Source organism: Saccharopolyspora galaxeae (assembly GCF_016526145.1).
Taxonomy (GTDB): Bacteria; Actinomycetota; Actinomycetes; order Mycobacteriales; family Pseudonocardiaceae; genus Saccharopolyspora_C; species Saccharopolyspora_C galaxeae.
In genome coordinates this window covers 123,086-135,087 of sequence record NZ_JADDUE010000002.1, presented here as the reverse complement: position 1 = coordinate 135,087, position 12,002 = coordinate 123,086, and the positions used below count along the sequence as shown (strand labels likewise).

The following is a 12,002-nucleotide window of genomic DNA, read 5'->3' as shown; positions in this document are numbered from 1 at the left end:
GGGGCGCACGACGCACCGGACGACGCCGCCGAACGGGTGAGAAGGCTCGGGTGCCGCAGTGGCCCGCTTCATATCCTCCTCGGGAACATCAGTCGCACTGGCTAGTGTTGTGCGCGTCGGGAGCGGCCAGCGTCGGCCGGTCTTCCTGAATCCATTGAGCACGCACCGCCGGAAAAGCCGGCGGCGCCTGCACGTGCCGCTGTCGAATCGGTTCGGTCGCGGCATTGACCCTGGTCCGGCACGCTCGCACAGGAGACCGCCTTGCCCATTGCCCTGCTGGCTCTGGCCATCGCCGCATTCGGCATCGGCACCACCGAGTTCGTGATGATGGGGCTGCTGCCCGAAGTGGCCTCGAACTTCCACGTGTCGCTGTCCGACGCCAGCGGCTACATCTCGCTGTACGCGCTGGGCGTCGTCGTCGGCGCACCGCTGCTGACCGCCGCCGGGATGCGCGTCCGGCGCAAGACCATCCTGATCAGCATGATGGGGCTGTTCACGCTGGGGAACCTGGCCTCGGCGCTGGCCCCGACGCACGGCACGCTGCTGGCGGCGCGGTTCGTCGCCGGACTGCCGCACGGCACCTTCTTCGGCGTGGGCGCCGTCGTGGCCGCGGGACTCGTGGCCCGCGACAAGCGCGCGCAAGCCATCTCGATGATGTTCATCGGGCTCACCGTGGCCAACATCGTCGGTGTCCCGCTGGGCACGCTGCTCGGCCAGAACTTCGGGTGGCGCTTCACGTTCGGCGTGGTGGCGGTGATCGGCGTGGTGGCGCTGGCCGCCGTGGCCGCGCTGGTGCCGCAACAGCCGAAGCCGACCGACGTGAGCCTGCGCGGCGAGCTCGTCGCGTTCAAGCGCCCGCAGGTGTGGCTGGCGTTCGCGGTGGTGGTGTTCGGCTTCGCCGCGACGTTCTCGTTCTACAGCTACATCAAGCCGCTGCTGACCGACGTCACCGGCTACACCCCGGCGATGGCGACCGCGCTGCTGGCGCTGTTCGGCGTCGGCATGACCGTCGGCACCATGATCGGCGGGCGGCTGGCGGACCGGGCGCCGATGCGCACGCTCTACGCGTTCCTCGCCGCGCTGGCGCTGGCGCTGACCGGGTTCCTGTTCACCGCGCACAGCATGACGCTGGCCGCGATCAACGTGTTCCTGGTCGGGCTGGCCGGGTTCGCCGCGATCCCCAGCATCCAGGCGCGGATCCTGGACAAGGCCAAGGAGGCCCCGGCGCTGGGCTCGGCCAGCATCCAGTCCACGTTCAACATCGCCAACTCGCTGGGCGCCTACCTCGGCGGGCTGGTCATCGCGGGCGGCTTCGGGCTGACCGCGCCGAGCTGGGTGGGTGCGCTGCTGGCCCTGGTCGGGCTCGGGTTCGCCGGACTGTCGGGCTGGCTGGACCGCGGGCCGAAGGCGGGCGAACTCGTCGCCTCGCACCGCGCGGAGCAGCAGGGTTCCGCCGCGCAGGCCGAGGCGCCGCACGCGAGCTGAGCTCGGCGCGGGACCGGCAGGTGCGGATAGCTCGCCGTCCGGCGGCGTGCTGTGATGGAACGCGCCCCGGCGGGAATCCGCGCCCCGCGCAGCTGGTTGCACGGGGCGGCTCCCCCGCACGACGCGCCGACGGTGCGGGCCACGACAACGTTCGACCCGAAAGGTACGAGTAGATGACCCAGGTTCCGAACCTCACGCTCAACACCGGCGCAGAGATCCCGCAGATCGGCTTCGGCGTTTTCCAGGTGCCGCCGGACGAGGTGATCGAGCCGGTGCAGGCGGCGATCGAGGCCGGGTACCGCAGCATTGACACCGCTGCCGCGTACGGCAACGAAGAAGGGGTCGGCAAGGCGATCGCCGAATCGGGGGTCCGGCGCTCGGACCTGTTCGTCACCACCAAGCTGTGGAACGACCGGCAGGGCTACGACGAGACGCTGAAGGCGTTCGACGAGAGCATCACCAAGCTCGGCCTCGACTACGTGGACCTGTACTTGATCCACTGGCCCGCCGCAGGTCAGGACAAGTACGTCGAGACCTGGAAGGCGTTCGAGAAGCTGCACGCCGACGGCCGGGTCAAGTCCATCGGCGTGTCCAACTTCCAGATCCCGCACCTGCGCCGGCTGTTCGAGGAAACCGAGATCACGCCCGCGCTGAACCAGATCGAGCTGCACCCGAACCTGCAGCAGAGCGACCTGCGCGCGTTCCACCGCGAGCACGGCATCGTCACCGAGGCGTGGAGCCCGATCGGGCAGGGCAAGGGCCTGCTGGAGGACTCCACGCTGGTCTCGCTCGCCGAGAAGTACGGCAAGTCCGCTGCGCAGATCGTGCTGCGCTGGCACGTGCAGCTGGGCAACGTCGCGATCCCGAAGTCGGCGACGCCCGCGCGGATCCGGCAGAACATCGAGGTCTTCGACTTCGAGCTCGCCGACGACGACATGACGGTGCTGGCAGGGCTGGAGACCGGCAAGCGCGTCGGCCCGGACCCGGACGTCTTCGGCGCGTGATCGACACCACTCATCGCTGATCGAAGCGACGCCAAGGCCCGCTCGGCACCCGCCGGGCGGGCCTTTTCGCGGCCGGGCTCCGGGCGCAGCGCCGATCGGAGTGCAGGGGTGTTCCGGCTTCAGGTGGCGGGCAGGGGGCGCAGGACGGTGCTGCCGGAGCGCAGCGACGCGACCTGGCTTCGGGTGGCGATCGACTTCGGCATCCGGCCGAGCCGCTGCAGCGGCGTGCTGCGCTGCGCCGAGGTGAGCGCGGCGGTGCGCGACACCTTCAGCACGCGTGACCTGCGTTCGCACTCGTAGCTGCGCAGCGCCTCCTCCGGATGCCGCTCGACGGCCCCGAGCAGGTGCGACAGCAGCCAGGCGTCCTCCAGCGTCTGGTTCGCCGCCTGCGCCACCGCGGGCGGCATCGCGTGCACGGCGTCACCGATCAGCGTGGTGCGCGGCCCGCCCCAGATCCGCGGAACCTTGTGCCGGATGTGCGGGAAGAAGCCCACGTCCTCCGGGCCGATCTCCTCCAGCAGCGGCCAAACCGGATCCGGCCAGCCGGCGAACGCCCGGCGCAGCTCGCGGACCGATCCGATCGGCTCGCCGTCCTGCCACGGCAGGTCGAACCACCAGTGCAGCAGGCCGCCGCCTGCCGGGATGAATCCGCAGTGCGCGACCCGCCCCGCGATGTTCACGGTCTGGTTCCCCTGCGCCATGGGCAGGTCGCTGCGGGTGAGTCCTTGCCAGCTCGCCCAGCCGGTCATCCGCGCGGGCCGCCCGCCGAGCACCTGGTTGCGCACCACCGAGCGCTGCCCGTCCGCGCCGATCAGCACGTCTCCTTCGGCGCTGGTGCCGTCGGCGAAGCGCGCGACGACCCGGTCCGCGGTCTCCGCGACGCCGGTGCAGCGGCGGCCGAAGTGCAGCACGTGCGTGGGCAGCGCGGCCGCCAGCTTGCCGGTGAGCAGCCTGCGCGGGGTTTCGATGGTGGGGGAGCCGAGGCGTTCGGTGACGTCGGCGAGGTCGGCTTCCCACAGCAGCCGCCCGGAATCGGTGATCGAGCGGAGGCTGTGCAGCGGCCTGCCCACGTCGGCCAGCGACACACCGAGCTGGCCGAGCGCCGCGGTTCCGTTGCTCCACACCGTCACCGCCGCGCCGCCGTCCCGCAGCGCCTCCGCGTGCTCGAAGACCTCCACGTCGTGACCGGCCTCGAGCAGTCCTTTGGCCGCGGCGAGGCCACCGATCCCGGCGCCGATGACGAGAACGCGCATGGTCTCCATCCGTCCCGCGAAGCTGGTCTGCCGTGGCGATATTTTAGCCACCCGTCCGGAGTATCCCGGTTGTCGTTACTCACATATGGTGACGAATGCCTCCCTGCGGGCCGGTTGCGCTGGGATCATCCGCCCAGTGGCAAGCGGGCTCCGCACGGCCTCGCGGCGGGCAGTATCTTGCCGGGCCATGACCCCTCGCGTCGCACCGCCGTTCCGCGCCGACCACGTCGGCAGCCTGCTCCGCCCGCCCCGCTTGCTGGAGGCCCGCGACGAGTTCGCGGCCGGTCGCCTGGACGCCGCCGGGCTGCGGCAGGCCGAGGACGAAGCGGTCACCGACGTGGTCGCGATGCAGGAAGAGGTGGGCCTGTCCAGCGCCACCGACGGCGAGTTCCGCCGCAGCTCCTGGCACATGGACTTCCTGTACCAGCTGCGCGGGATCTCCCAGGTGCAGGACTCGTCGCTGACCGTGCAGTTCCACAACGCCGCGGGCGACATCGAGTTCGCCACCCCGGAGATGCGGGTGGACGGCAAGCTCGGGCTGGACGAGCCGATCTTCGGCGACGCCTTCACCGCGCTGGCCGACCGCACGACCAGGACCACGCCGAAGCTGACCATCCCGTCGCCGGGGATGGTGCAGTACCGCGGCGGCCGGGCGGCGATCGATCCGGAGGTGTACCCGGACCTGGCCGAGTTCCGCGCGGACCTCGCCGCGGCCTACCGCGCCGAGGTGCACGCGCTGGCCGGGATGGGCTGCCACTACCTGCAGCTGGACGACACCAGCCTCGCCTACCTCAACGACCCCAAGCAGCGCGAGCAGCTGGCCGCGCGCGGCGACGACGCCGAGCACGAGCACCTGCGGACCATCGAGCTGATCAACGCTTCGCTGGCCGAGCGCCCGAAGTCGATGTCGGTGACCACGCACATGTGCCGCGGCAACTACCGCTCGTCCTGGGTGGCCGAGGGCGGCTACGAGTTCGTGGCCGAGTCGCTGTTCAACCAGCTCGACGTGGACGGGTTCTTCCTGGAGTTCGACGACGCCCGCTCCGGCGGATTCGCCCCGCTGCGGTTCGTGCCGAAGGGCAAGCAGGTGGTGCTCGGGCTGGTCACCACGAAGAGCGGCGAGCTGGAGTCGGCCGACGAGCTCAAGCGCCGGATCGAAGAGGCGTCCCGCTACGTCGACCTGGACCAGCTGTGCCTGTCACCGCAGTGCGGATTCGCCTCCACCAAGGAAGGCAACGCGCTCAGCTACGAGCAGGAGGTCGCGAAGCTGCGGCTGGTCGTGCAGGTCGCCCAGGACGTCTGGGGCTGAGCGGAGCCCGCGCGGCGGTCCTGCCGCGGGACCGCCGTGAGGAGGTTCCGTCGTGCATGGCAGCAGTGCCCGCGGCGGCGCACCGCCGCGCACCCTCGGTCCCGGCGCTCAGGCGGCGGCTGGTTCGAGGAACCGGCCCGCCACCAGCCCCGGCTCCTCCTCGCCGTCGAACCGGACCCACAGCACTGGGCCGTCGAAGACGTCGGGAAGCCCTGACGCGGTCTCCACCACCGTGCCGACCTGATCGCGGAACCGGCCGAACGAGGCACGCACCCTGGTGCCAGGCTCCAGCGGACTCGATGACTGCTCCATGACCGAGGACGTTACGTCCCCGTGAGGCGGAACGGAAAATCGCGTCCGGGTGACGCCAGGATGAACGGGATGACCTGCGGTAGCGACCCCGCGACGCCCCCGCTGCCGGGCGAATCGGGCTTGTTCAGGTGACTGACCTCACCATCGTCGCAGGTAGAAGCGTTGCGATCGGGAAGGGGAGTCGATGCGCCGAATTCGCGCCGACGGCGAGCACGAGCTGGTGATCAAGCGCTCCCGATTCCGCTGCGTGCTCGCCCGGGTGGAGACCGAGCAGCAGGCCAAGGACTTCGTCGCCGAGCAGCGCAAGCTGCACCACGAGGCGCGGCACCACTGCTCGGCGCAGGTGCTCGACCACGGCCGCACCCAGCGGTCCAACGACGACGGCGAGCCGGCCGGCACCGCGGGTGCGCCGATGCTGGAAGTGTTGCGGCGCAACGAGATCACCGGCGTGATCGCCGTGGTGTCGCGCTACTTCGGCGGAGTGCTGCTCGGCGCGGGCGGGCTGGTCCGCGCCTACGGCTCAGCGGTGTCGGCGGCGCTGGAGCAGGTGGGCCTGGTCGAGCTGCGGCCGGTGCGCGTGGTCTTCACCACTGTTGACCACGCCGCGGCGGGAAGGCTGGACAACGACCTGCGGGCGGCCGGATTCACGGTGTCCGATGTGGACTACGCGGCGCGGGTGCGGTTCGAGCTGCACGTGCCGGTGGACGAGGTCGAAGCGTTCGAGGTGTGGCTCGCGCAGGCCACCAACGGGTCCGCACAGGCCGAACTCGGCGCGGTCCGCTACGCCGAAGTCCCGATCTGACCAGCTCAAACCGCCAGCAGGTAACCCGCCCCGCCTGCGACGATCCCCATCAGGGCACCGACCACGACCTGAGCCGCGGTGTGCTCGCCCAGCCGCACCCGCGACCACCCGATGGCCACCACCAGCAGCCACAGCACCAGCAACCAGCCGGAGTAGACGACCGCCAGGATCGCCACCGCACCGGCTGCGACCGCGGTGTGCACCGAAACCTTCCACCACACCGTGATCAGCGCGATCGCCAGCAGCGCGGTGAGCATCGCGACGTCCAGCGCGACCATCAGGTGCGGTGCGCCCGCCCGCAGCAGCACTCCGAGGCCGAGCGAACTCAGCACGATTAGCAGCGCGAACGGGATCAGCCTGCCTTCCCGGTTGCGCACGTGGTGGCCGTCCCACCAGCCGAGCCGGGAGCCGGCGACGATCCCCGACATCGGCAGCACGCTGCTGGTCAGCGACACGAACAGGCCCCAGCCCAGGGTCGCCCACGGCTCGTGCGTCGCGCTCCAGGCCACTGCCAGCGGCAGCACCAGCACGATCAGCGACGGGGAGAACAGTTCGGTCAGCAGCAGCGCTAATACGTCCGCGGAGGCGCGCTGCGCCCATGCGGCCTCGAACCTCGCTCTGGTCCTCGTGTTGACCTCGGTCATGTCCGACCTCCCCGGCTGGTGCCCTGCGCCTCCCGCACCATGATCACTCAACTCAGTGGATCTCGCCGTGGAAATTCCCCGCTGATCGGAGGGGCGCAGCATCGGCGCCCGCCGAGCGACCCACCGCGCGGAGCTCCGCCTGCGCTGACGAAGATCACCCGGTCAGCGGTTACCGAGAGCGATCAACCGACGACAGCATGAGCCGGTTGCGGCACCGCCTGCTGGGGAGGATCGGGTCATCGCCGAACGAACGAACTCCGATGCCATCGAGTGGCCGGACGCCAGCCTGCTCGCGCGGTTGCGCCCGCCGACCCGGGACGCGCTGCTCGGGCTGGGCACGGTGAAGATCTTCGAGGCGGGCGAGACGATCCTGCGCCAGGGCGACGAGAGCACCCACGTCGTCCTGCTGCTGCACGGTTCGGCGAAGGTGCAGGCGGTCTCGGCGGCCGGCGGGTTCGCGCTGCTCGGCGTGCGGTTCGGCGGCGACCTGGTCGGCGAGATGGCCGCGATGGAGCAGCGCCCCCGCTCGGCGATGGTCACCGCGGGCACGCGCGCACGCGCGAAGCTGGTCAAGTCCGCGGACTTCAACGACTTCCTGCACCGGCACGCGGACGCTTCCTTCGAACTCACCAGGATGGTCAACGAGCGGCTGCGCTGGGCCAACCGGCGCCGGGTGGACAACGCGCAGCACAGCGCGCCGGACCGGGTGCAGCGCGTGCTGCTGGAGGTCATGCAGACCTACGGAGTCCTGGACCGGGACGGCAGCCACCGGCTCGGCACCCCGCTGAGCCACGACGATCTGGCTTCGCTGTCCGGAGTTCGGCGCCGCACGGTGGAGAAGGTGCTGCACGGCTTGGAGAAGCAGGGCATCGTGCTGCGGCGCTACCGGCAGGTGATCGTCACGGACCTGGACGAACTGCGCCGCCTGCTGGGCGACTCGGGCTGAGCCCGCACCCGCACCGAACTCGGCAGATCAAGTGACCTGAGTCACCAAACCGTCTCCGCCGAATCGCGGAATCGGTTGATCCATTGATCTGTGCGATGTTGCTCAGGAGGTGTGGGTTCAATGCCGAACCTGACTCGCCCGCGAAAGATCGGCAGCCTCGGGACCGCGGTGGCGGCGATGGCGCTCGCCACCGCGGGCACGTCGATCCCGGCAGCCGTCCAACCAGCGGCTGCCGATCCGGCGGCCGACGAACTCCCGGTGGTCAACTCCGGGGTGGCCGCGCTGGCCAACGCGACCGCCCGGCCCGGGTCCGATCCCGCCGGTGCCAACGACTTCACCTGCAAACCCTCCGCGGAACACCCCCGGCCGGTGGTCCTGGTGCACGGCACCGTCGAGAACATGACCTACAACGGGTTCTCGCTGGCACCGCGGCTGGCCAACGAGGGCTACTGCGTCTTCGCGTTCAACTACGGGCAGGACACCGGACTCGGCGTCGGGCTGCCCGGCGCCTTCCCCACCGGAGGCACCGCGCCGGTGCCGCAGTCGGCCGCTGAACTGTCCGGGTTCGTCGACGAGGTCCGCGCCGCCACCGGCAGCGATCAGGTCGACATCGTCGGGCACTCGCAGGGCGGCATGATGCCGCGCTACTACCTGAAGGAACTCAGCGGCGCGGACAAGGTCCGGCACCTGGTGGGACTCGCGCCGTCCAACCACGGCACCGACGTGGACGGGCTCGCGCACCTGCCCGGCGTGCCGGAACTGCTGCAGGCCGGACTCGGTGACTCGGTGCGGGACCAGATGCACGACTCCGCGTTCCTGGCCGACTTGAACGCCGGCGGCGACACCGTTCCCGGTGTCGACTACACCGTCGTCGCAACCCGCTACGACGAGATCGTGACCCCGTACACCTCGGCCTTCCTCGACGGCCCGAACGTCACGAACGTCCTGCTGCAGGACGGTTGCGAGATCAACGCCACCGACCACTTGGGCATCTCGTTCGACCGCCGCGCCGAGCAGTACGTGCTCAACGCCCTCGACCCGGCCGGCGCCGAAGAACCGCCGTGCGTCCCGAGCCCGCCGGTGAACGGGGCGAACGCTCCGCAGCACTGATCCGCGAAGGGCGGCCTACGCCTCCCGCGCTGCTCGCTAGACTTCGGCGACGGCGCGGCGCATCGCGCCGCGCCCACCCGAGCGACCAGTGAAGGATCGTCGATCGCCATGTCCGAGAACGCTCCTGCCCGCCCGGCCGCGCGACCCGCGGGCAGGCGGCTCGCGATGATCGCCGGTGCGCTGCGCGGATCCGCTTCGCTCTCGCTGGCGGAGCCGGAACTGCGGGGGCTGGCGGAGCTGGTGCGCCCGGGTGATGTCTGCTTCGACATCGGCGCCGCCTACGGGATGTACAGCTTCACGCTGGCGAGCCTGGCCGGGCCCGCGGGCGCGGTGTACTCGTTCGAGCCGCAGCCGAAGCCCCGGCGCGTGCTGCGGACGGGCGTTCGCGCGTGCGGCTTGCAAAACGTGCGCGTCACCGACGCCGCGGTGGGCAGCGAACCCGGGTCGCTGGAGATGGCGCTGCCGGTGAAGTTCGGATTCGCCCCGATCCACGGGCACGCGCACGTCAACGACGGCGTGCGGCAGACCAGGCCGGACACGACGTTCACCAAGACCCGCTCCTGGCGCACCCCGATCCGCGTGGTCGACGAGTTCTGCGCGCAGCAGAGCGTCGAGCGGGTCGACTTCATGAAGGTGGACGTGGAAGGTTTCGAGCCGAACGTCGTCGAAGGCGCGGCGGCGACCGTCGAACGCCACCACCCGACGCTGCTGCTGGAGATCGAGGACCGGCACCTGTCCCGCTACCGCACGAGCGCCGCCGAGTTCACCGACCACCTGCACGGGCTCGGGTACGCGATGTACACCTGGAACAAGCGTTCCTGGGTGCGCACCGCGGAAGTCACCACCGGAACCCGGAACTACCTGTTCGCCGTCGACTCCGCCTGGGGACGCTGACCGGACGGCCGGTGGCGGGCCGGCTCAGCCGAACTCCCGCCGCACGTGTCCCAGCAGATCCGGGTAGCGCCGCAGGTGCGCGCCTCCGTTGAGGTCCATCACCTCGCCGGTCATCCATTCGTTCCGGCTGATGAACACGGCAGCGTCCGCGATCTCCTCCGGCCGTCCGGATCGGCCGAGCGGCGTGTTCGCCAGGTAGTCCTCGTGCACACCAGGAACGTCCAGGGCGGGAGCGGTCAACGGTGTCGCGACCAGGCCCGGCGAGATCGCGTTGACCCGGATGCCGCGTGCCGCCAGCTCCAGCGCGGCCACCTCGGTGAGCATCGCCAGACCGGCCTTTGCCGAGCAGTAGGCCGCCATGCCCTCGGCGGGCTGGCGCGCGTTGAGCGAGGCCAGCGACACGACGCAGCCGCCGGACGACATGTTCCGGCCCGCGTGCTTGATCACCAGGAACGCGCCGCTCAGGCACACGTCGAGCACCCGGCGGAATTCCTCCGCCGCCAGGTCCGTGATCGGCGCGAGCGTGCTCACGCCGACGCTGTTGACCACCACGTCCAGCCGCTTCTCGCGTTCGGCCACGTCCTCGAACAGCGCGCGCACCGATTCCTCGTCGGTGACGTCCACCGCGACGTCCGGGGTGTGCTGCGCGGCGGCGAGATCGGCGGTGATCACCCGGCAGCCGTCGTCGCGCAGCGCCTGCGCCGTGGCGGCCCCGATTCCCGAGGCGCCCCCGACGACCAAAGCCACTCGTTCGCCGGTCCGGTCCGCAGCACCCATCTGGACTCCTGTCTGGACAAGATTTTCGGCTGCTGCCAACATACGATCCGGCCGCCTGCGTTGACCAGGGGCGAACCGGCGGATCGCCGGAAGCGCTCCGCGAGGAGTGCTCATGGCCCCCACCGCCGCGATCATCGGAGCAGGGATCAGCGGGTTGACCGCGGGCAAGATGCTCGGCGACTACGGGGTGGGCTACAGCTGCTTCGAGTCGTCCGACCGCATCGGCGGCAACTGGGCGTTCGGGAACCCGAACGGGCGCAGCAGCGCCTACCGGTCACTGCACATCGACACTTCCAAGCACCAGCTGTCCTTCCGGGACTTCCCGATTCCCGCGGAGTTCCCGGACTTCCCGCACCACACGCAGATCAAGCAGTACCTGGACGGCTACGCCGCCGCGTTCGGGCTCACCGACCGCATCGAGTTCGGCAACGAGGTCTTGCACGCGCGACGAGTTCCGGGAGGCGGCTGGGAGCTCGACACCCAGCGGGGGCAGCGCAGGCACTTCGACCTGCTCGTGGTCGCCAACGGACACCACTGGGACCCGCGCTTCCCGCAGTTCGACGGGGAATTCACCGGCGAGCGGATCCACTCGCACGCCTACGTGGACCCGCACGATCCGCTCGAGCTCACCGGGAAGTCGATCCTGGTCGTCGGCATCGGCAACAGCGCCGCGGACATCGCCGTCGAGCTGTCCTCGAAGACGTTGCGCAACGAGGTGACGCTGTCCACCCGCTCCGGCGCGTGGGTGGTGCCCAAGTACATCGCGGGCGCTCCGGCGGACAAGTACTTCCGGGCCACGCCGCACCTGCCGCTGTCGTGGCAGCGCAAGCTGGTCCAACTGCTCCAGCCGCTCGCCGCGGGGCGTCCGCAGGACTACGGGCTGCCGACGCCGAACCACAAGCTGTTCGAGGCGCACCCGACGCAGTCCGTGGAGCTGCCGGTGCGCCTCGGCTCCGGCGACCTGGTGGCCAACGGCGACGTGGCGCGCGTCGACGGGCGGACCGTGCACTTCCAGGACGGCTCCAGCGGTCAGTTCGACGTCATCGTCTGCGCCACCGGGTACAACATCACCTTCCCGTTCTTCGACGAAGAGTTCCTCAGCGCCCCGGACAACCACTTCCCGCTCTACAAGCGGATGTTCAAGCCCGGCTTCGACGACCTCGCGTTCGCCGGGTTCGCGCAGGCGGTGCCGACGCTGTTCCCGTTCGTCGAGTGCCAGGCGCGGCTGCTCGCGGCGTGGGCGGCCGAGCTGTACCGGTTGCCGCCGATCGCCGAGATGCAGCGGGTGATCACCGCCGATGAGCGCCGGTTCATCGGGCACATGGTGCCCTCGGCGCGGCACACCCAGCAGGTGGACTACTTCATCTACGAGCACGACCTGCGCACTCGGGAACTGCCGGAAGGGCTGCGGCGCGCACGTGCGGCGGGGATCGCGCCGTCCGGTGGCGGATGAACCCGCATCCCAC

12 protein-coding genes are annotated in these 12,002 nt (G+C 70.5%); 8 read left to right on the top strand and 4 right to left on the bottom strand.

All coding sequences use genetic code 11. From position 1 onward, the window contains the following. Window positions 1-261 precede the first annotated feature (261 nt). On the top strand, window positions 262-1,485 hold the full coding sequence (locus INP57_RS04870) for an MFS transporter (RefSeq protein ID WP_200068848.1): 1,224 nt from the start codon (window positions 262-264) through the stop codon (window positions 1,483-1,485). A gap of 173 nt (window positions 1,486-1,658) precedes the next feature. Further along, entirely contained in the window at window positions 1,659-2,489 is an 831-nt protein-coding gene (locus INP57_RS04865) for an aldo/keto reductase (protein WP_200068847.1), read from the top strand. A gap of 119 nt (window positions 2,490-2,608) precedes the next feature. On the opposite strand, the gene INP57_RS04860 is transcribed toward INP57_RS04865, so the two are convergent. Continuing rightward, complete coding sequence (locus INP57_RS04860; protein ID WP_307849913.1) at window positions 2,609-3,793, bottom strand: FAD-dependent oxidoreductase; 1,185 nt, start codon at window positions 3,791-3,793, stop codon at window positions 2,609-2,611. A gap of 136 nt (window positions 3,794-3,929) precedes the next feature. Between INP57_RS04860 and INP57_RS04855 the strand changes: the two genes are divergently transcribed. Then, entirely contained in the window at window positions 3,930-5,051 is a 1,122-nt protein-coding gene (locus INP57_RS04855; RefSeq protein ID WP_200068846.1) for a 5-methyltetrahydropteroyltriglutamate--homocysteine S-methyltransferase, read from the top strand. Between the two features lie 108 nt (window positions 5,052-5,159). Here the strand turns inward: INP57_RS04855 and INP57_RS04850 are convergent, their stop codons facing one another. Then, window positions 5,160-5,363 (bottom strand): hypothetical protein, encoded by a 204-nt coding sequence (locus INP57_RS04850; RefSeq protein WP_200068845.1) that lies wholly within the window; start codon window positions 5,361-5,363, stop codon window positions 5,160-5,162. A 184-nt stretch (window positions 5,364-5,547) separates the two neighbouring features. Here INP57_RS04850 and INP57_RS04845 point away from each other — a divergent pair, with 184 nt between their 5' ends. Further along, complete coding sequence (locus INP57_RS04845; RefSeq protein WP_200068844.1) at window positions 5,548-6,165, top strand: YigZ family protein; 618 nt, start codon at window positions 5,548-5,550, stop codon at window positions 6,163-6,165. 5 nt (window positions 6,166-6,170) lie between these two features. Here INP57_RS04845 and INP57_RS04840 read toward each other — a convergent pair whose 3' ends face one another. Beyond that, entirely contained in the window at window positions 6,171-6,809 is a 639-nt protein-coding gene (locus INP57_RS04840; RefSeq protein WP_233626935.1) for a phosphatase PAP2 family protein, read from the bottom strand. Between the two features lie 298 nt (window positions 6,810-7,107). Here INP57_RS04840 and INP57_RS04835 point away from each other — a divergent pair, with 298 nt between their 5' ends. The 3 genes from INP57_RS04835 (at window position 7,108) to INP57_RS04825 (ending at window position 9,759) form a co-directional block, all read left to right on the top strand. Beyond that, a complete protein-coding gene (locus INP57_RS04835) occupies window positions 7,108-7,755 on the top strand; it encodes a Crp/Fnr family transcriptional regulator (RefSeq protein WP_200068843.1) in 648 nt (215 codons plus the stop codon). A 120-nt stretch (window positions 7,756-7,875) separates the two neighbouring features. Continuing rightward, window positions 7,876-8,865, top strand: coding sequence for an esterase/lipase family protein (locus INP57_RS04830; RefSeq protein ID WP_233626930.1), 990 nt, complete (start codon window positions 7,876-7,878; stop codon window positions 8,863-8,865). A 108-nt stretch (window positions 8,866-8,973) separates the two neighbouring features. Beyond that, on the top strand, window positions 8,974-9,759 hold the full coding sequence (locus INP57_RS04825; protein WP_200068842.1) for an FkbM family methyltransferase: 786 nt from the start codon (window positions 8,974-8,976) through the stop codon (window positions 9,757-9,759). Between the two features lie 24 nt (window positions 9,760-9,783). Here INP57_RS04825 and INP57_RS04820 read toward each other — a convergent pair whose 3' ends face one another. Beyond that, window positions 9,784-10,536: an SDR family NAD(P)-dependent oxidoreductase gene (locus INP57_RS04820; RefSeq protein ID WP_200068841.1), complete on the bottom strand. Its 753-nt coding sequence runs from the start codon at window positions 10,534-10,536 to the stop codon at window positions 9,784-9,786. Window positions 10,537-10,648: 112 nt separating this feature from the next. Between INP57_RS04820 and INP57_RS04815 the strand changes: the two genes are divergently transcribed. Continuing rightward, complete coding sequence (locus INP57_RS04815; RefSeq protein ID WP_200068840.1) at window positions 10,649-11,989, top strand: flavin-containing monooxygenase; 1,341 nt, start codon at window positions 10,649-10,651, stop codon at window positions 11,987-11,989. Window positions 11,990-12,002 lie beyond the last annotated feature (13 nt).